This is a genomic window from Streptomyces sp. NPDC085866, assembly GCF_044541035.1.
In the GTDB taxonomy this organism is placed as follows: domain Bacteria; phylum Actinomycetota; class Actinomycetes; order Streptomycetales; family Streptomycetaceae; genus Streptomyces.
Window position 1 is genome coordinate 392,545 of record NZ_JBITSQ010000002.1, and the last position, 19,492, is coordinate 412,036.

13 protein-coding genes are annotated in these 19,492 nt (G+C 71.6%); 8 read left to right on the forward strand and 5 right to left on the reverse strand.

Features of this window, described 5'->3' with window-relative positions; all coding sequences use genetic code 11:
• The first annotated feature begins 31 nt into the window (after positions 1-31).
• Positions 32-1,273 (forward strand): D-mannonate dehydratase ManD, encoded by a 1,242-nt coding sequence (gene manD / locus ACIF83_RS05175; RefSeq protein ID WP_398138072.1) that lies wholly within the window; start codon positions 32-34, stop codon positions 1,271-1,273.
• 76 nt (positions 1,274-1,349) lie between these two features.
• Here manD and ACIF83_RS05180 read toward each other — a convergent pair whose 3' ends face one another.
• A complete protein-coding gene (locus ACIF83_RS05180; RefSeq protein ID WP_398138073.1) occupies positions 1,350-3,722 on the reverse strand; it encodes a SpoIIE family protein phosphatase in 2,373 nt (790 codons plus the stop codon).
• Positions 3,723-4,233: 511 nt separating this feature from the next.
• On the opposite strand from ACIF83_RS05180, the gene ACIF83_RS05185 reads away from it, so the two are divergent.
• Positions 4,234-6,312, forward strand: coding sequence for a SpoIIE family protein phosphatase (locus ACIF83_RS05185; RefSeq protein ID WP_393477372.1), 2,079 nt, complete (start codon positions 4,234-4,236; stop codon positions 6,310-6,312).
• A 94-nt stretch (positions 6,313-6,406) separates the two neighbouring features.
• Complete coding sequence (locus tag ACIF83_RS05190; RefSeq protein WP_399723534.1) at positions 6,407-7,237, forward strand: hypothetical protein; 831 nt, start codon at positions 6,407-6,409, stop codon at positions 7,235-7,237.
• A gap of 12 nt (positions 7,238-7,249) precedes the next feature.
• On the opposite strand, the gene ACIF83_RS05195 is transcribed toward ACIF83_RS05190, so the two are convergent.
• The gene (locus ACIF83_RS05195) at positions 7,250-7,873 is read right to left on the reverse strand and encodes a TetR/AcrR family transcriptional regulator (protein ID WP_399723536.1); all 624 of its coding nucleotides are present in this window, start codon (positions 7,871-7,873) and stop codon (positions 7,250-7,252) included.
• Between the two features lie 220 nt (positions 7,874-8,093).
• On the opposite strand from ACIF83_RS05195, the gene ACIF83_RS05200 reads away from it, so the two are divergent.
• The 4 genes from ACIF83_RS05200 (at position 8,094) to ACIF83_RS05215 (ending at position 13,727) form a co-directional block, all read left to right on the forward strand.
• Complete coding sequence (locus ACIF83_RS05200) at positions 8,094-10,235, forward strand: MMPL family transporter (protein WP_399723538.1); 2,142 nt, start codon at positions 8,094-8,096, stop codon at positions 10,233-10,235.
• A 45-nt stretch (positions 10,236-10,280) separates the two neighbouring features.
• Positions 10,281-11,000, forward strand: coding sequence for an LmeA family phospholipid-binding protein (locus tag ACIF83_RS05205; protein ID WP_399723540.1), 720 nt, complete (start codon positions 10,281-10,283; stop codon positions 10,998-11,000).
• A 337-nt stretch (positions 11,001-11,337) separates the two neighbouring features.
• Complete coding sequence (locus tag ACIF83_RS05210; RefSeq protein WP_399723542.1) at positions 11,338-13,305, forward strand: nitrate- and nitrite sensing domain-containing protein; 1,968 nt, start codon at positions 11,338-11,340, stop codon at positions 13,303-13,305.
• Complete coding sequence (locus ACIF83_RS05215) at positions 13,302-13,727, forward strand: roadblock/LC7 domain-containing protein (RefSeq protein ID WP_398138078.1); 426 nt, start codon at positions 13,302-13,304, stop codon at positions 13,725-13,727. The genes ACIF83_RS05210 and ACIF83_RS05215 overlap by 4 nt, the downstream gene beginning before the upstream one ends.
• 186 nt (positions 13,728-13,913) lie before the next feature.
• Here ACIF83_RS05215 and ACIF83_RS05220 read toward each other — a convergent pair whose 3' ends face one another.
• The 3 genes from ACIF83_RS05220 to ACIF83_RS05230 all read right to left on the reverse strand — a co-directional run bounded on the left by ACIF83_RS05220 (position 13,914) and on the right by ACIF83_RS05230 (position 18,386).
• Positions 13,914-15,026, reverse strand: coding sequence for an aminotransferase class V-fold PLP-dependent enzyme (locus tag ACIF83_RS05220; RefSeq protein WP_399723544.1), 1,113 nt, complete (start codon positions 15,024-15,026; stop codon positions 13,914-13,916).
• A gap of 130 nt (positions 15,027-15,156) precedes the next feature.
• On the reverse strand, positions 15,157-16,488 hold the full coding sequence (locus ACIF83_RS05225) for a cytochrome P450 (protein ID WP_399723546.1): 1,332 nt from the start codon (positions 16,486-16,488) through the stop codon (positions 15,157-15,159).
• A 185-nt stretch (positions 16,489-16,673) separates the two neighbouring features.
• Positions 16,674-18,386, reverse strand: coding sequence for an MFS transporter (locus ACIF83_RS05230; RefSeq protein WP_399723548.1), 1,713 nt, complete (start codon positions 18,384-18,386; stop codon positions 16,674-16,676).
• A 285-nt stretch (positions 18,387-18,671) separates the two neighbouring features.
• Between ACIF83_RS05230 and ACIF83_RS05235 the strand changes: the two genes are divergently transcribed.
• A complete protein-coding gene (locus ACIF83_RS05235; RefSeq protein ID WP_393477348.1) occupies positions 18,672-19,460 on the forward strand; it encodes a TetR/AcrR family transcriptional regulator in 789 nt (262 codons plus the stop codon).
• Positions 19,461-19,492 lie beyond the last annotated feature (32 nt).

Below are 19,492 nucleotides of genomic sequence, written 5' to 3' on the forward strand. Positions count from 1 at the left end.
ACCGAACCGCCGGAAAGAGGGGGGATCCACCATGCAGATCGTGTCCGCCGAGGTGATCGTCACCAGCCCGGGACGGAACTTCGTCACCCTGCGCATCACCACCGAGGACGGCGTCGTCGGCCTCGGCGACGCCACGCTCAACGGCCGTGAGCTGGCCGTCCATTCCTACCTGGACAGCCATGTCGTGCCCCTGCTCGTCGGGAGCGACGCCTCCCGCATCGAGGACACCTGGCAGCACCTCTACCGAGGGGCGTACTGGCGCCGAGGCCCCGTGACCATGGCGGCCGTCGCGGCCGTGGACACGGCGCTGTGGGACATCAAGGCCAAGTGCGCGGGGATGCCCCTCTACCAGCTCCTCGGCGGTGCGTCCCGCACCGGCGCCCTCGCCTACGGACACGCCTCCGGCCGCGATGTGCCCGAACTGCTCGACTCCATAAGGGCGCACCGGGAGCAGGGCTACCGTGCGATCCGCATCCAGACCGGGATCCCCGGCTTCGACTCCGTGTACGGAGTTGCCGCGTCGAGCGCCGGCGGCGGAGATCGCTACGACTACGAGCCCGCGCGCCCCTCCACCGGCGGCCGGGCCCGGCCCACCGTGGAGACCTGGGACACGCGCGCGTACCTACGGCACCTGCCCGGCGTCTTCGAGGCCGTTCGGGCGGAGTTCGGGCCTGAACTCCCGTTGCTGCACGACGGACACCACCGGATGACCCCGATCCAGGCCGCCAAGCTGGGCAAGGCACTGGAACCGTACGACCTGTTCTGGCTGGAGGACGCCACGCCCGCGGAGGACCAGGCGGCCCTGCGCCTGATCCGTCAGCACACGACGACACCGCTGGCCATCGGCGAGGTCTTCAACTCCGTGTACGACTACACGACGTTGCTGAGTGAGAGGCTGATCGACTACGTGCGCTCCGCGGTGACCCACACCGGCGGCGTCACCGCGATGAAGAAGCTGCTCGACCTCGCGGCCGTCTACGGTGTCAGGTCCGGGATGCACGGTCCCACCGACATCTCCCCGGTGGGCATGGCCGCCGCCCTCCATCTGGACCTGGCCGTTCACAACTTCGGCATCCAGGAGTACATGCGGCACTCCGAGCGCACCCTGGAGGTGTTCCGCACCTCCTACCGCTTCGAGCAGGGACTGCTGCATCCGTCCGACACGCCGGGGCTGGGCGTCGACCTCGACATCGAAGCGGCACGTCACTTCCCCTATCAACAGGCGTACTTGCCGATCAGCAGGCTGCAGGACGGGACCGTGCACGACTGGTGAGGAGGGGCAGGACGCCGCGGGGTGCGTCCTGGGACGTCACGGCCGTCTTCCGGTGCGTCCACCGCAGCAGGGGCTCCTAGGGTATGGCCAGCTCGGCCCAGATGGTCTTCCCGGACGAGGTGTACCGCGTGCCCCAGCGCTGAGACATCTGGGCGACGAGGAACAGGCCGCGGCCTCCCTCGTCGTCCCGGCGCGCTCGCCGCAGGTGGGGTGCGGTGTGCGCGTTGTCCGAGACCTCGCACAGCAGGGAGCGGTCCCTGATCAGCCGCAGCATGACGGGCCCGGTGGCGTACCGGATGCTGTTGGTGACCAGCTCGCTCACCACGAGTTCGGCGGTGAACGACAGATCGGACAGGCCCCAGGCCTCCAATTGGCGCTCGGCGACCGTGCGGGCGTGCGCCACCATGGCCGGGTCGGGCGGCAGTTCCAGGTCGGCCACCCGGTCGGCGTCGAGACGGCGGGTGCGGACGAGCAGCAGCGTGGCATCGTCCGCCTGCGGTCCGGGCGGCCGGGCCGACAGCGCCCGGTCACAGAGTTCCTCCAGCGGGCAGCGTTGCCAGGTGAGCACATGGGCAAGGCGGTCGATGCCGCTGTCGATGTCGGTGCGCCGGTCCTCCACGACGCCGTCGGTGAAGAAGGCCACCACACTGCCGCTGGACAAGTTCAGATCGACGTTCTCGTAGGGGAGGCCGCCCAGTCCCAGGGGCGGTCCCGGCGCCAGCGCGGACAAGGCCACCGAGCCGCTCGCATCGGCCACGATCGGCGGGGGATGGCCCGCACTCGCCCAGGAGCACCGGCCGTTGACCGGGTTGTAGATCGCGTACAGGCAGGTCACCCCGAGCGCCTCGTCGCTCAGCCCGTCGTTCGGGTGGGGTTCCGAGTCCTGCGCGACCAGGCCGTCCAGCCGGGTCAGCAGTTCGGCCGGGTCCAGGTCCAGCAGGGCCAGGGTCCGTACGGTGGCGCGCAGCCGGCCCATGGTCGCGGCGGCGTGCATGCCGTGGCCCACCACGTCGCCGACGGTCAGGCCCACTCTGGCACCGGACAGTGGGATCAGGTCGAACCAGTCGCCGCCCACGCCCACGCGGCTGTCGGCAGGCAGGTATCGGTACGCCACGTCGACCGCGCTCTGCTCGGGCAGGTGCTGGGGCAGCAGGCTGCGCTGCAGTACCAGGGCTGCCGCGTGCTGGCTGGTGTAACGGCGCGCATTGTCGATGCCGACGGCGGCTCGCTCGGCCAGTTCCACGGCGAGCGTCTGCTCCTCGGGTCCGAAGGGGTCGGGGTTGCTGCTGCGCCGGAAGGTGGCAAGGCCCAGGACCGTATTGCGCGTCAGCAGCGGTACGAAGAGGCAGGAGTGCGAGGCGCCCGATCCCTCCCCGCCCGGTGCCTCGGGCGGGGAGGCGTCGACGACGAGGCGGCCGGTGCCCAGACTCTGAGCCTGCGGTGACGACGATGGATAGGAGACGGGACTGGTCCGGAACTCTTCCGGGGTCCTGCCGTGCATCCGCAGCAGACCGTGCCCCGGCGCCGAGCCCGTCGGCGGCTGCCGTCCCTCGATGACCGCCGGCGGCAGGTCCACCAGCACTTCGTCGGCCAGCTGCGGTACCGCCACGTCGGCCAGTTCCGCGGCCGTACGCCGCACGTCCAGCGAGGCACCGATGCGCTTTCCCGCCCGCACCAGCAGCGACAGCCGTTCCTGGGCGCGATAGCGGTCGGTGATGTCCAGGGACTCCTCGAACAGCCCCAGCAGCTCGCCCCGGGCGTCCACCAGCCGGTGGTAGGAGCAGGACCAGACATGTTCGCGCACCGGGTCGGCGGGGGCGCGGCCGCGATAGTGCATGCCCATGATCGGTTCGCCCGTCGTCATGACGTGCTCCATGATCTGGTCCTCGTCCGGGGGGTGGTGCCGGGAGATGAATTCGCCCTCGGGAAAGAGATCCGAGGCCGGCCGGCCGATGTACTGGGCGATCCCCGCGAGCTCCAGATCGGTGGAGACGTTGCCCCAGACGACGCGCATGTCGGTGTCGAAGATCGTCAGGCCCACGGTCGACTCGGTCGCCAGTCCCTGCAGCAGCGCCAGCTGCGCCTCCCAGCCGCGCAGCGCCTCCAGATCGGCCGCGACGACGACGGTCGCGGCGACGCCCAGGTGTTCGAGCGGGCTGAACGTCACGGCCGCGCGCAGGGTACGTCCGTCCCGGCAGGAGAGGTCCAGGACGGTGCTGCGGGGCTTGTGCGTCCGGCAGAGGGCGGACAGCCGTTGCCCGGGGGCCGCTGCCAGCAGCCGGCCGGCCGGCTTTCCGAGCACGTCCTCGGGCGAATGTCCGAGGAGACGCTGGGCCGAGGCTCCCCACCCGGAGATGTTGCCTTCGGCGTCCAGTACCGCGGCGGCGGCTTTGGAGAGGTCCAGAGGACTGTGGAAATCGACGTTGGCGGCATTCGGAAAACGATCCATGACACCGCTTCCCTTCGTGCTCCCTAGCATCCCGTGCCGCACGACGGACGACAACCGCACGCGCGATCGCCACCGCCGAGGTCCACCGACATCTCCACCAGGTGCGTGGCCAGCACGCGGGCGGCCCGAGGCCGAACGCGCCGGAGACCATCGGGTGACGCGTGTCCGGTACGTGAAGCCGGCCGACGAAAAGCGCGGTGCCGATCATCACGGCGGTGACGATCCGGGGTATCCGCACCCACAGCAGCAGGCGTGAGGCGCCGGTGTCGCGCGGTCCGGCCCCGGTGCCGGGTTCGAGCTCCTACGCCGATCCGAAGACCGCCCAATGTGTGCAGTCGATGACAGGCCGTGACGCGGAGCGGCGACACCGCCCCGCCGCACCAAGTGGCGGCACGCCGGCGGCAGCCACGAGGTGTGCGCTGCGTCGGTCCGGGTCGACCATGGATGAAGCAGAACGCCCACCGGAACGGCACGAGCCAAGGCGCCGAGCCGGAAGGAACATGAGGCACGCATGGGCACGACGGAGTCTTCCCGAGCAGGCGGCGGCTGGTCAGCGGCCGACCGTGCCGCGCCGCCCAGTGGCCTGCTCGATCTGCTCAGCGTCGCTGCCGTGGTGCTGAACGCGAAGGGCCAGGTGGTCTTCTGGAGCCCGAAGGCCGAGGAGCTGTTCGGCTACACCGCGGCTGAGGCGCTGGGTCGGAACGCGGCTCGGCTGACGGTCCACGAGGAGCACCAGGACGAGGTGATGAACCTGTTCGCCGAGGTCATGGGGTCCGGCGCCGACTGGGCCGGGGCCTTTCCGATCCGGCACAAGGACGGCAGCACGCGCCTGGTGGAGTTCCGCAACATGCGGCTGCTGGACGACCTCGGTGACGTCTACGCGCTGGGCCTTGCGGCGGACCAGGCGACCGTCGAGCGGGTCGAGCGCGATGCCGCACTGGCCGTGCGCCTGGTGTCCCAGTCCCCGGTCGGGCTGGCCATTCTGGACCCGGACCTGCGGTACCTGGCCGTGAATCCCGCTCTCGAACGCATCACCGGACAGCCCGCCTCCGAGCGTCTCGGCCGCCGGGCCGACGAGGTCCTGACCTACCTGGACACGAACCCCGAGGCACGGCTGCGACGGGTCCTGGAGACGGGCGAGTCGGTCGTGGACCGGGACATCGTCTGTCGTCCCCCTGGCGACCCCGACCACGAGCATGCCTGGTCCGTCTCGTACTACCGGCTGGAGGACTCCGGCGGGCGGGTGCTGGGCCTCGCCTACTCCGTCATCGACGTCACTGAGCGTTATCGAGCTGCCGCGGAGGCGGCACAGGCGCGGCAGCGGCTGGCCCATATCGCCAGGGCTTCCGCCTCCGTGGGTACCACCCTCGATCTGGAGACGACGGCGCGCGAGCTTGCCGACGTCGTCGTACCGGTCCTGGCCGATGTGGCAGCCGTGGACATGCTCGACAGCGCCCTCGACGGCCGGACCGCGCCGCACGAGGGTCCGGCCCGCTTCCGCGCCCTGGCCGTCAGGGCCGCCCACGCCACCGAGGCGGTTCCGGCTGCCGACCTCCCGGGGGAACTCTCCTCCTACGACAGCGACCGTCTGATCACCCAGTGCGTGCGCACCCGCCAACCGGTTCTGGTGCCCCGCACCACCCGTCGGGATCTGGCGCGCATCGCCCGGGACGGCGAGGCCGCCTCCCTCCTCGCGGAGGCCGGCGTGCACTCCTACCTGGCGGTGCCGCTCATGGCCCGGGGAGAAGTCCTGGGCGCTCTCGATCTCAAGCGCACCCGGAACCCCGCACCCTTCGACGAGGACGACGCGTTCCTCGCCCGGGAGCTGGCCGCCCGAGCCGCGGTCTGCATCGACAACGCGCGTGGATACCAGGCCCAGCGCCATGCGGCCCTGACCCTCCAGCGCAGCCTGCTTCCCGACCCCCCGACGCACCTGCCCGGCCTGGAGGTTGCCTGCCGCTACCAGCCCGCCGGCGCCATGAGCGAGGTCGGCGGCGACTGGTACGACGCCATACCCTGTCAGGGCGACAGAACCGCGCTGGTCGTCGGGGACGTCATGGGCAGCGGCATCAACGCCGCCGCCACCATGGGTCAACTCCGCAGCGCTGCCCGCGCCTTCGCCGAGGTCGCCCTCGCCCCCGCCGAGGCCCTCCGTCACCTCGATCACCTGACCGAAGGTGTCGAGCAGACCATCACCACCTGCATCTACTGCGTCTACGACCCTCACCGGGGCCAGTGCGAGATCTGCCTCGCCGGCCACCTGCCCCCGGCCCTGATGCGTCTCGGCCATGCGGCACAGCTGCTGGACCTTCCCACCGGCGCACCGCTGGGCGTCGGCGGGGTGCCCTTCGAGGCCACCACCATCGCCTTCCGCCCCGGCGACGAACTGGCCCTCTACACCGACGGCCTGGTCGAAACCCGGAGCGAACCCATCGACGCCCGCCTGAACACCCTCCTCGACGCACTCACCGCGACACGTGGCCAGGATCTGGAGGACACCTGCGACCGCATCCTGGAGATTCTGCGCTTGCCCGGTGGCGAGGACGACGTCGCGCTGCTCGTCGCCCGAGCCCAGCCCTGGACAGGTTGACGGCGCGTCCGGCCGTCGACGGCACAGGCTTCGGTGAGCGGCACAGGACCGACCCGCCGCGGCTGTCGGCAGCACCCGGCCCCCGCCTCGGCAGGTGGGCGGTTCGGCGGGGATCCGGTCGCCGCCCACGAGGCATCGAGGAAGTGCACGGCCTTGCGCTCGTAACGGTGACCGGCCCCGGCGAGCCTCCACGAGAACCACCAGCACCGGCGGCGAAGGCAACTGCCTGGCCCACACCGACGCCTCCGGCGGCGTCTCGACCTACGAGTACACCCACTTCGACCTCCCGCTCGCCGGCACCCGGCCCGACGGCGGCCGCCACGAGTTCGAGCACGACAACGACCTGCGCCCGCTCGGGTTCGACCGGGCGAGCCGGGAGCTGGTCGGCGCGGAGTTCCGGCTGCCCCACGAGTCCGCCTCCGCCGAGGAGTGCGCCCGCCTCCCCTCCGGGCCCCCCGTCCTCCCGGGCGGGCTGCGCGCGGACGAGGAGCGGAACTGCCGCCTGGAGGTGACCTCGGTGCTGTGCCGTGCGCCCGGGGGCGCCGTACTGACCGCACTGCGCGACCTCGACGTCCTCGACGAGCCCCTGGAGGCCCGCATCGGCATCGCACCGGACGCGGCGCTCCTGGTCCAGCACGGCACCGTAGCCGGCTGGAGCCTCTCCGATTCCGCGCGCTATCTGACGACCGCCTACGCCGCCCCCGACCCGGCCCCGCCGTCCCCGGCCACCCGCCGGCTGCTCAGTGCCTGCCTGGACCTGATCACCGACCCGCTGCTCGACGAAGTACAGGACCGCGAACCGGCCGCCCTGGCCCGGCTCCGGGAGATCCACCAGGCCCTGCGCGCCCAGCGCGAGGACCGGCACCGCGCCGACGCCCTGCTCTCGCTCATCGGCAACCTGGTGGAGGACTACGGGGACCGGTGACGATCCCCGGCGTCACGGACGTTCGGGAGAGCCGATCTCCCGTAGCATCCCGAAGGCCCGCAGGAGGGGCGCCGGTCCCGTGTCCGTGATGCCGGACGCGCGGCGCGCCCGGCGGGTCCGCAGTACGGCGCGCACCGCGGAGAGAGCGGCGCAGGCGATCACGGCCGCCTTGAGGTCGGCGTCCGGAGTGTCCGCAGGGAGCCTGCGACGGACCAGGACGGTGAGCCGCTCCTCGAAGTCGGAGAAGGCCTGCACGAGGCGGGCCGTGACGACGACTTCGATGTCCTCGAGCGGGTGACTGAGGGCGGTCAGGGTGGAGGCCGCGAACGGCTTGGCCGCCTCCAGCAGGGCGTTGCACACCGCGTCGAGAGGCTCCTCGTCCGCCGGACGCTCCGACAGGGCGTTCTCGACGTAGGCGAAGATCTCGACGCCGTCGGGCAGCAGCAGCGCTTCCTTGCTGTCGAAGTAGCGGAAGAACGTGCGCGCGGAGACGTTCGCGTATGCGGCGATGTCCGCAACCGTCGTGGCCTCGAAGCCGCGTTCCCCGAACAGGCGCGCGGCCCCTTCGAGCAGCAGGCGCCGCGTCTCCTCCTTCTTGCGTTCACGCAGTCCAGTAGGGGTGATCTCACTCGGCATGGGGCGAAGCCTCCGCCATGGTGTCGCGGCTGTCAATTGGCACGCGTGTCACGCGAAGAGCTGTCGCGGGCGCAAAGTGTCATGGATGCCAATTGTCATTCGTGCCACTTCTTCTCTAGAGTTCGTGTCACTCGTGACACTTTCCTTGGAGACCACGGTGCCCCGACCCTCACAACACCCCCCGGCGCCGGCCGACGCCCGCACCGATACGCGTCCGCCGGTGAACCCCGCCCCGGTACCCGGCGGACTCGGCCGCCTCGGCGGCTTCTGCGCCCGGCATCCGGCCACGGTCGTCGCCGCCTGGCTGCTGGTCCTCGTTGCCACTCTGGTCGGACGCCACCTCGCCGCGCCCACCTTCAGCGACCAGGTCAGCCTGCCCGGCACCGCCTCCCACACCGGCACCGACCTCCTCGCCGCCTCCATGCCCCAAGCGGGCCGGCCCAGCGGCAAGGTCGTCTTCCACGCCGACTCCGGCACCGTGGCCGACCAGCGGTCCGCCCTCGACCGAACCCTGGCCGACCTGCGCGACCTGCCTCACGTCACCGCCGCTTCCACCCCCGTGACCAGCGACGACGGACGCACCGCGTACACCACCGTCTCCTTCGACGAGCAGCTGAAGAACCTCGGCCACGACTACACCGAGCGACTCGACACGGCGACGGAGCCCGCCCGGGCGGCAGGGCTGGGCGTCGCCTACGGCGGCGACCTCGAACAGGTGGTCCGGGAACCGGCCGACGACAAGCTGAGCGAGGGCGTGGGCGTCGTCACCGCCCTGGTCATCCTGCTGCTGGCCTTCGGCAGTGTCCTCGCCGCGTTGCTGCCGCTGGCCACCGCCCTGATCAGCGTCGGAGTCGGCCTCGGCATCGTGGGCATCGTCGCCGCGACGCTGTCGTTCGCGACCTCCGCCACGACCCTCGCCGGCATGATCGGCCTGGGCGTCGGCATCGACTACGCCTTGTTCCTGACGACGCGCTTCCGCCAGGACCTCATGGACGGACGCGATCCGGTCGAGGCCGCGGCCCGCACTGCGCACACCAGCGGACGCGCCGTTCTCATCGCCGCCCTGACCGTGGCCGTCGCCATGCTGAGCCTGTACGCGTGCGGACTGAGCTTCATCGGCAAGATAGGGCTGGCGGCCACCCTCGCCGTGATCGTGACCGCCGCTGCCGCCCTCACCCTGGTCCCGGCGGCCCTGGGCCTGGTCGGCAGACACATCGACCGGCTCCGCCTGCGCCGCCCCGTGGCCGAGAGCGGGGGAGCCCGCGACGGCTGGCACCGCTACGCCGAACTCGTCTCCCGGCGCCCGTGGACCTTCCTGGCCGTCGGCCTCGCCGTCCTCGGAGTGTGCTCCGTACCCCTGCTGTCCATGCGCCTCGGCCACGTCGACGCCGGTGCGGACCGACCCGGCAGCAGCACCCGCACCGCGTACGACTGGATCGCGCACGCCGACGGCCAGGGCTTCGGAGCGGGGGCGAACGGCCCGGTCGTCACCGTGGTCGACGTGAGCCACGCGAGCACGCCCGTCGACCGGATCTCGAACGACGTGACCGCGGCGTTGAAGGACACCCACGGCGTGGCGTCCTTCACCCCCGTCAAGGCGAGTGCCGACGGAAAGATCCTCGTCACCACGGTCACCCCGACCACGGGCCCACAGGACGCCGCGACCGCCGCCCTGCTCGACACCCTCTCCGGGCGAACCCTGCCGAAGGCCCTCGACGACACGGGCGCCGCGGCCTATCTCACCGGCAGCGTGGCCGGCCAGGCCGACTTCCGTGACACGGTCGGCGAGCGGCTCCCGATCGTCATCGGCATCGTTCTGGTCCTCGCCTTCCTGCTGCTCATGACCGTCTTCCGCAGCGTGGTGATCCCCCTCAAGGCCGTCGTCCTCAATCTCTTCACCACGGCGGCGTCCTACGGCGTGCTCGTCGCCGTCTTCCAATGGGGCTGGGGCGACTCACTGCTGGGACTGTCCGAGCCCGTGCCCATCGAGTCGTACGTCCCGATGATGATGTTCGCGATCGTCTTCGGGCTGTCCATGGACTACGAGATCTTCCTGCTGTCCCGGATCGCCGAAGCCTGGCATCGCACCGGTGACAACCGGCTCGCCGTGGGGGAGGGCCTGTCCGCGACGGCCCGCGTGATCTCCGCGGCGGCCTTCATCATGACCGCGGTTTTCCTGTCCTTCACCTCCTCGCCGACCGTGGTCGTGAAGATGCTCGCCCTGGGGCTGGCGATCAGCGTGATCGTCGACGCCACGGTGGTCCGCCTGGTCCTCGTGCCGTCCGCCATGTTCCTCATGGGCAGGGCGAACTGGTGGCTTCCCCGCCGACTCGACCGGGTCCTCCCGCGCCTGCACGCCTGATCACCCCACCGTCCGCCCACCGACCGATTCGGAGCAAGTGAGCACGTGGCCCCCAACCTTCGGAACAAGCCCCGCATCCTCGTCGCGATCAGTGCGGCACTGGCCGCCCTGGTCTGCGCGACCGATCTCCTGGTCGAGCACAGGACCGAGGAGCGGATCGACATCCAGGCGTCGCGCCGGCTGAAGCCGGAAGGCCCGGTGCACGCCGATCTCACCACGCCGCTCGCGGGACTGCGCACCCTCGGCGGGGAGATCGGCGACGTCGAGCTGAGCGCCAAGGGCGTACGCCGTCAGCATGCGGTGATGGACGTGACCGTCCGCTTGAAGGACGTCACGACGGACGGCAACAGCGCCGGTGGCACCGGGACCGCCACCGTCGGATACGACCAGGTGACCCGCCGCATGGGCGCGCTGGGTGACGGCCTGACAGCCGGTGGCCAGGGCAGCGATCTGATCCTCGGCGGGAGCGTCGGCCGCCTCGGGTTGCCGCTCACCGTACGGGCCAAGGTGTCCACGACCTCGGACGCCTTCACCGTCACGCCCACGACGGTGACCGTTCTCGGCCGCAGTATGGCGGTCGACGACCTCGATGCCCTGCCGGCCGCCTCCGGGCTGCGGGACAAGCTCGAGCCCCGGACCGTGGCCGTCACCGGACTGCCCCATGGCGTCGCGCTGACCTCGGCGCACGCCACCGACGACGGCCTCGTGCTCGCCTTCTCGATCGCGGCGGGCCCGACACCGGGCACCCGCGGGGGAGCCGCCTGACGGTCCGAGCGGTCGCATGCCCGCACGGGCGGAGCCCGGCCGCCGTCGCCTTCCGTGCCGTGTCGGCCGCGGTCACACTCTCCTCGCCCGCGGTGTGAGGGTGGCGCAACCGAACTTCCCATGTGGCCTTACGGGTCGGAAACCGCCCGGGGCGGCGCTCGGGCTAGCTTCGTGACGTATGAGGGTGTGGAAGCCGTTACGGCCGCTGCTCGGCAGGCTTGGTGCAATCCGCAAGGGCAGTTCGGGCAAGAGGAGTTCAGGGAGCCGCCACCACGGCCGAACCGCTCCGGGCCGCCGGCCGATGCCGGGCTGGCGCAGCATCAGGGGCCGGGTGGCGGTGGTCATCACGGTCCCGATCTGCCTGCTGCTGGCGGTGGCGGGTCTCGCGGTGCACGACCGCGTCGAGGACCTCGGCAACGCCCGCACGACCCGCACCGAGGTCGGTCTCAGCCTGCGGATCCAGGCACTGGTGCACCAGCTGCAACGCGAACGCGGCCTGACCAACGGCCTGTTGGGGGGTGAGAAGGCGTTCCGCCCCACGCTGGACGCCACGCGCACGCGTGTCGACACGGCGCTGCGCGCAATGCGGGGTGACAGCGCCGTCGGGGTTGTCGTCCGACGGAACCTGGGGCGACTCGCCGACATCCGTGCCGCCGCCGACCGGGGCACCGCCGACAGGGCGGCGACCCTCACCTTCTACACCGACGCCGTCGACGCCCTCGACGCTGTCGACCCGGTCGCGCAGACCCCGACGCGCGCCGACCGCCGACTGAGCGACGGGCTCGCGGCACTGCGGGAGCTGGCCGCGGCCAAGGAGTCCGTCGCTCTCGAACGCGGGCTCCTCAACGGCGTGTTCGCCGAAGGCGCCTTCCACGGCCGCGAGTACCTCGCCTTCACCGAGGTGCGCGCCACGCGTGTCGCCGCCCTGGCCCGCTTCCGGCACGTCGCCACCGCACCCCAGCGCACGGCCCTGGAACGGGCCTTCGCAACCGCGGAGGCCCGACGCGCCATCGCCTACGAGAATCGGGCGGACGAAGCTCCCGACGGCTCCGCACTGCGCGCCGACGCCGGAACCTGGTGGAACGCGATGACCGTGCTCGTCGACGATCTGTACGCCGTCCAGCTGTCGGTCGGTCACGACGTACGGGACCGGGCCGACCGGCTCAGTCACGACGCCGAGACGGGCCTCGCCGCCTACCTCGTCGCGGGGACGCTCGTGGCCGCCCTGCTGGCGGGCCTCGCCGCCTTCGCCTCCCGCTCCCTCACACGCCCGCTCGGCGCGCTCACCGAGACCGCCCACGACGTGGCACGGCACCGACTGCCCGCGACCGTCGCCCGTATCCAACAGGCCCCGCAGGATCACATGGAGCTCCTGCTGGCGGCGGACGCCCCGGACCACCGCGATGCGCGGCTGCTGGGCGGCGCGACGGAGATCACCGAAGTCGCAGCCTCCCTGCACCAGGTGGAGCGCACCGCTCTCCACCTCGCGGCCCAGCAAGCCGGTCTGCGCCGCAACACCACCGAGTCGCTCGCCAATCTCGGACGCCGCAACCAGAACCTCGTGCGTCGCCAGCTCGCTCTCATCACCCGTCTGGAACGCCAGGAACTCGACCCGGACGCCCTCGCCGAGCTCTTCGAGCTCGACCACCTCGCCACCCGTATGCGGCGCAACGCCGAGAACCTGCTGGTCCTCGCCGGGCAGAATCCGCCGCGGCCCACGGCGGCACCGGCCGGCGGCCTGGAAGTCGTCCAGTCCGCCGTCGCCGAGGTGGAGCAGTACCGCAGGGTGCTGATCGCGCCCGTGGAGCCGGTGCGGGTGCGCGGACACGCCGTCGCCGATGTCGTCCATCTCCTCGCCGAACTCATCGAGAACGGGCTGACCTTCTCGCCGCCGACCGAACCCGTCGAGGTGCACGGCTGGTATGACACCGACGACGACACGTACAGCTTCGCCGTCGTCGACCACGGCGTCGGCATGTCCGAAGCCGACAAGGAGCGCGCCCACGCCCGCTTCTCCGGCTCCGGGGAGGAGGCCCTCCTCGCCGCGCCCACCCGGTTCCTCGGCCACCTCGTCGTCGGCCGACTCGCCGACCGCCTCGGTGAAGGCACCCAGGTCCACCTCTTCGACACCACCGGCGGCGGCCTGTCCGCTCTCCTCGCCCTCCCCGGGCGCCTGCTCGCCCCCGCGGGGGATCCCGCCGTGTCACCCCCGCCCGCCCGGCCCGCCGTCTCCTCCCTGCTCAACGGCTTCAGAGCAGGTGTCGCCCGTGGCGAGGCCCGCACCACTCAAGGAGCGTCATCATGACCACCGCCGTCCAGAGCTTCGGCTGGCTCATCTCGGAGTTCGTCCGCACCGCCGACGGTGTCATCGACGCCGTCGCCGTCTCCTCCGACGGCCTGCTCATGGCCGCCTCGGACAGCCTCGGCCGAGACCGCGCCGACCACCTCGCCGCCGTCGTCTCCGGCATCACCAGCCTCGCCCAGAACGCGGCGACGGCGCACGGCTTCCACGGCATGAAACTCGTCATGATCGAGATGCTCGGCGGCTTCCTCATGGTCGGTCGCATCCGCGACGGAAGCTGCCTCGGCGTCCTGGCGGCAGAGGGGTGCGACGTCGGTCTGGTCGGCTACGAAATGGCCGTCCTCGCCGACCGCGCCGGCGAACTGCTCACGCCGCAACTGGTACGCGAACTCCACTCCGCGCCCGTGGCCGCGGGACAGGCGTAACGCGACGGGAACGCCCGCCGCGCACTCCTCGGAGAAGCTCTCGCCACGGGTATCGGAGAGGTCGAAATTCGACGCTCGCGATGCATCCAGGGGGGAACGGCTGCGCGCGGACGGCTGCACAGTCTTCCCTCAGCCGGAGGAGTGCCGGCAAGATCCTGAAGAGGGAGATCGTCCCGCCGGCCGGGTTCAGTTCCGCAGCGACGACAGCGCGGCAGCGACCCGACCGGCCGCCTCCGGCGGGGTCGAGGCGTGCGGGGAGAGCCTGAGCGAGTCGGTGCGCACCGTCGGGGTGACACCCTCGGCATGCAAGGACTTCGCGACGAGGGACGGATCGTGGTCCGGCATCGTGAAGGAGAGGATGCCCGCGCGTCGCGCCGGGTCGGTGGGGGAGAGGACCTGGCCGCCGTACTCCTGGACGACGTCGGTGAGTTCGGCGATGCGCGTCGCGATCGCGGCCTCGATCGCCGCGACGGTGTGCCGCTCGACGAGGTCCAGTGCGGCCGCGAACGAGGCGGCCGTCACCGGGCTGAGATTGGTGATCGACCACCGGCGCGCGTCCGGGGCGGGCGGGTGCTCCGCTCCGTCGAAGAGGCCGACGTCCTCGACGCCCGTCCAGCCGGTGAGGACCGGCTCCAGGGACTCCAGTGCGCGATCGGACAGCGTCGCGAAGCCGGTGGCCCATCCCGCGCGCAGCCATTTCTGACCGCCCGCGACCAGCACGTCGGCCGCGTCCCAGGGCATCCCGGCCACGCCGAACGCCTGGATGGCGTCCACGACGAGCAGCCGGTCCGGTCCGATCGCCTCGCGCAGGGCCGCCAGGTCGGCGCGGAAGCCGGTGCGGAAGTCCACGGCGCTGACGGACACGGCGACGACGTCGTCGGTCAGCGCGGCGCGGACCAGGTCGGGGGTGACCCCGCCGCCGGGCGCCGGGTCGAGCCAGCGGGGCGTGGCCCGGCCCAGGTCCGCCGTCCGGCGCCACGGATAGTGGTTGGCCGGGAAGTCGGTGCGCGGCGCGAGGACCACACCTTCCCGGATGCCGAGAGCGGCGTGGAACAGGCCGGTGGACGCGTTGGGGAGCAGTACGGTGTGCCGCGCGTCCGTGCCCGCGAGCCGGGCGGCCGTGTCCCGCGCGACCCCTTCCGCGCCCATCAGACCGTCCACGGTGGTGTGGTCGGCGCCGGCGGACTCCTCCATGGCTCGCACGGTGGCGGCTACGGCGTCCCGTGACGGCGGACCGAACCGTGCGAAGTCGAGATACCCGGCGGGCGTGTCGAAGTGGGCTGCGTACGACGTGAGCACGGGGCTCGTCCTTTCGGGACGGTGCGGGTCCTGCCGGGAGGGCATCGGCGAAGTCGTAGCGTACGCGTCCGCGTTCGCCGGGTGAACGCGGGCCGACCTGATCCTGAATGGTCCAGGCCTCCGGGAAACATCAGGCGCGTGGAGCCTCCAGCGTCGCCGGGGTGGGGCCGTCGGGGCGGACGGTGATGCCGTACGCCGCCTTCGTGGGGTTGGAGGAGAAGACCGGGATGTGGGCCGGGAGCAGGTGTTCGAGCAGGATGGTCGTCTCACGGAGCGCGAACTGCAGACCGAGGCAGGCGCGGGCGCCGATGCCGAAGGGGAAGTAGGCGCCCGGGTGGGCGGGGCGGCCGTCCGGGGTGAGGAAGCGCCGGGGGTCGAAGCGCTCGGGATCCGGCCACAGTCCGGGATCGCGGTGCGTGAGGTACGGGCAGGTCAGGATGTCGGTGCCCGCCTCGACGGCGTAGCCGGCGAGGGTGTCGTCCTCGGTGGCGTGGCGGGGCAGGATCCAGGCGGAGGGGTAGAGCCGGAGCGTCTCGTGAACCAGGGCCTGGACGGCCTGGCGGCGTGGTGCAGAGCCTTCGGCCCCGGCGGCGAGAGCCTGTTCGCGGGTGGCGGGGTGCCGGTCGAGGAGCAGGTAGAGCCACGTCAGGGTGCTGGCGGTGGTCTCGTGCCCGGCCACGAGCAGCGTGACCAGCTCGTCGCGGATCAGCCGGTCGGTGTACTCGGGGCGCTCGGTGGAGGCCTCCACCAGCACGCGCAGCAGGCCCGGCCCGTCGGGGCCGGCCGCCCCGCTGCGGGCGGTCTCGATGGCGTGCCGGGCGACCGCGTCGATCCTGGCGAGATCGGCGGCGACGGCGCCCTGGGCGTCGGTGGCATCGGCGGGCAGCGTCGGAAGGGCGGTCGCCACGGCTGCCACGGCGGCCAGTTCGTGCTCGGTTCCGTCGTCGAGAGGGTGCCCGGTGAGCGAGCGCCAGATGGCGTCGAGGGCGAAGCGGCGCATCTCCCCTGCGACATCGAGGGTCTGCCCGGTACGGGCGTACCCGCTCCAGCGCCCGGCGGTGGTCCGGGCGGCCTCGACGATCCGCTGTTCGTAGCGGCGCATCCCGATGCCGGTGAACTGGGACTGCAACAGGCGGCGTTGCTGCTTCCACGCCGTACCGGTGGCGGCGAGGACACCGTCGCCGATCAGCAGCCGGGCGCGGTGGGAGCGCTTGACGTACCGGTCCGGGTGCCGGGCGAGGACGTGCTGGACCGCCTCCGGGTCGGTGACGAGAACGGTGGGCGCCGGCCCGAGGCGGAACGCGGCGACCCCGCCGAACCGCTCGCGCACCTGGGACAGCAGGTCGACCAGTTCACCTCCCCCCGAACGCCACCGCTCCACGAGCCCGGGCTCGGCTTCGGGAACCGGCCGCCCCGTTCCGGGAAGGCGGGCAAGGGAGTCGGGACTGGCTTCGGTGTCCATGGTTCCTCTCCGGGTCAACCGATGGGCGTGGTCGCGATGGAGCGTCGGCACCACGGACTGTACGGGAGCGGGCGCATCCGGTGACAGGCCGTCCCCGTGCGGTCGCCCCGGAAACGGGACGGCCGCCGGGCACCCCTGAGGAGGGGGTCGGCGGCCGTACTTCGCGATGCCGAGGTGGCCGGGACTCAGTGCCCGGCGGAGCCCTCGGGGCGCGCGTGGCGCGGCAGGAGGAACGCGAGCAGGAAGGTCAGGGCGAGCATGCCGTCCACGATCCACAGCAGCGTCTTCATGACGGAGCCGAAACCGCTCTGGAAGGCCGACGACGCGGTGGACTTGAGCGCTGCGGGTATCCGGGCCCCGGCCTGAGGGGAGCTCACGGCGGACCGGGTGTCCTTCTCCAGGCGCGTGCAGGACGCCGGGGTCGCGGCAGGGTCCTTGGCGACGGCGCGGTCGGAGGCGCACGCACGCAGGTCCGTCACGATGCGGTCCCGAGCGGCGGGCGCGACGTGCGCGGCGGCCAACTGGCCCCGCAGGCCGTCCGAGTCGTGGTCCACGGCGGTGGCGATCCCGCCGCCCAGCAGGCCGAAGAACACGGTGCCGAGGATCGCCACGCCGAAGGCGCCGCCGAGCTGCTGCATCGCCGTCATCGTGCCGGACGCCGAACCCGTCTCGTGCTGCTCGACACTGGCGAGCACGATGTCGAAGAACGGCGCCATGAGCAGGCCCATGCCGATACCGGTGACGAGCAGTGAGGGCAGGAGCTGCCAGGGGCCGACACCGCTGCCGACCATGTCCAGGGTCAGCCACACGCCGAACACTCCGAGCGCCATGACCAGCGTGCCCGCCTGCAGTACCGCCCGCCCGAACCGGGCGACACCCTGGGCGATCCCGAAGCCGACGATCATGCCGCCCGACCAGGGCACCATCACCAGGCCGGCCTTGAGCGGCGAATAGCCCAGGCCGATCTGGGTGTAGAGGTTGAAGACCAGCATGAAGCCCTGCATGGTCGAGAAGAAGACCAGCCCGAGGGTCATGCCGCCGCTGAACCCGCGCTTGCGGAACAGACTGGGGACGACCAGCGGGTCCCGCCCGTCCCTGCTGCGGCGCGACTCGTACTTGGCGAAGAAGACGAACACGACCACCGAGGCGGCCGTCATCACGAACGTCCACGCGGGCCAGTCGTACTCGCGACCCTGGACCAGCGGGAAGATGATGAGCAGCGCGGCCAGCGAGACCAGGAGCATGCCGGGGATGTCGAGGCGCGGCTTCGTCTCGGAGCGGCCCCGCGGCAGGTAGCGCAGGGCGCCGAGGAAGGCCGCGGCACCCAGTGGGAGGTTGATCAGGAAGATCATCCGCCAGCCGGTGCCGAAGTAGTCGGCGTCCACCAGCCAGCCCGCAAGGATCGGCCCGCACACCGCGGACAGCCCCATGACCGGGCCGAACATGCCGAAGGCCTTCTGCGACTCCTTCGGCGGGAACATCTCCTTGATCATGCCGAGGCCCTGCGGCAGCATCACCGCGCCGAACAGGCCCTGGACGACACGTGCGCCGATCAGCATCTCGGGCGACACGGATATCGCGCACAGCAGCGAGCCCAGGGTGAAGCCGGCGGCCCCGATCAGGAACATCCGGCGGCGCCCGTGAATGTCGCCGAGCCGCCCTCCGGTGACGAGGCCGACGGCCATCGAGAGCGTGTACGCGGCGGCGAGCCACTGCAGGGTGGAAGCGCCGCCGCCGAGGTCGGCCCGCATGGAGGGGCCGGCGATGTTCGTGACGACTGCGTCGAGGAGATCCATCACCTCGGCCGCGAGGATCACGAAGAGCGCAGCCCAGCGCCACCGGTAAGGCGCTGGTGAGTCGGTGGGCGTCTCGACGGACGCGACACCGGTGGTGGACATCGGAACTCCTCGCACATGGGCCGCGCCGCGGTGAGGACCCGCGGGCGCGGTGGGACGGATGAAGGTGACTGCCCGGTCGCTGGTGCTGGGTTCGGCCCGGGAAGACGGACGACCGGACTGCGCGGCAGAACACTGTTCACCTTAACAGAACAGTGCTCACCAAGAGAACGGCGTTCATTAAGATATAGCGCAAGCCCGACGCCGGGACAAGATATATCGCGTTTGTTGTCATGCATGCCGCTCAGTGAAGGTGAACAGTGTTCTCCCAGCGCCTAAACTGTCGGCATGACCGACGCGGCCTCGAGCACCCCCGCAACCCCTCCGCCGTCCCCCTGGGAGCGCGAGCGTCCCGCCCGGGCCCGTGTCACCCCCGCGCGCGCACCATTGTCGCGCGAGCGGGTCGTCGAGGCCGCCTTCACCGTGCTGGACCGCCAGGGACTGGACGGGCTGTCGATGCGTCAGGTCGCGGCCGAACTGGGGGTCACGGTCTCCGCCCTCTACGCCCACGTCAGCTCCAAGGACGACCTCCTGGAGCTGATGTACACCCGGCTCTTCGACGGCTTCGAACTGCCCGAAGCCGACCCGGAGCGCTGGCAGGAGCAGGTGCGGGACTACGCCCGCTCCGGACGGCGGCGCCTGCGCTCCCACCGGGACATGGCCAGGATCTCCATGGCCCACGTCCCCTTCACAGCTGAACTGCTGCCGCACGTCGAGGCGTTGCTCGCCATCTTCCGCACCGCCGGGCTGCCCGACCGCATCGCGGCGGAGGCCGGTGACCTCATCTCCACCTACATCGACGGGTTCGTCCTGGAGGAGGGCATGTGGCAGGACCGGGCCGGGCAGCACGGTGGTGACGGTTCCTCCCTGGCCCGCCCCGACTGGCGCGAGATGGCCGAGGAGATGCAGAACTACTTCGCGTCCCTGCCCGAAGGCGACTTTCCCCATCTGCGCGCCCTGTCCGGGCTGATGGTGGCGGACTCCGCCGACGAGCGGTTCGACATCGGTGTCGAGATCATCCTGCGCGGCCTGGCCAGCTACCTGCCGGACAGGGGCGAGGGCCGGTCGGGCGGTTGACGCCGGCCGGCTGGGCACCGACACCGCGGCCC

Coding starts and splice junctions, on each gene's coding strand:
- manD (WP_398138072.1), top strand. CDS start 32: ATGCAGATCGTGTCCGCCGAGGTGATCGTCACCAGCCCGGGACGGAAC.
- ACIF83_RS05180 (WP_398138073.1), bottom strand. CDS start 3,722: ATGGATCGTTTTCCGAATGCCGCCAACGTCGATTTCCACAGTCCTCTG.
- ACIF83_RS05185 (WP_393477372.1), top strand. CDS start 4,234: ATGGGCACGACGGAGTCTTCCCGAGCAGGCGGCGGCTGGTCAGCGGCC.
- ACIF83_RS05195 (WP_399723536.1), bottom strand. CDS start 7,873: ATGCCGAGTGAGATCACCCCTACTGGACTGCGTGAACGCAAGAAGGAG.
- ACIF83_RS05215 (WP_398138078.1), top strand. CDS start 13,302: ATGACCACCGCCGTCCAGAGCTTCGGCTGGCTCATCTCGGAGTTCGTC.
- ACIF83_RS05225 (WP_399723546.1), bottom strand. CDS start 16,488: ATGGACACCGAAGCCAGTCCCGACTCCCTTGCCCGCCTTCCCGGAACG.
- ACIF83_RS05230 (WP_399723548.1), bottom strand. CDS start 18,386: ATGTCCACCACCGGTGTCGCGTCCGTCGAGACGCCCACCGACTCACCA.
- ACIF83_RS05235 (WP_393477348.1), top strand. CDS start 18,672: ATGACCGACGCGGCCTCGAGCACCCCCGCAACCCCTCCGCCGTCCCCC.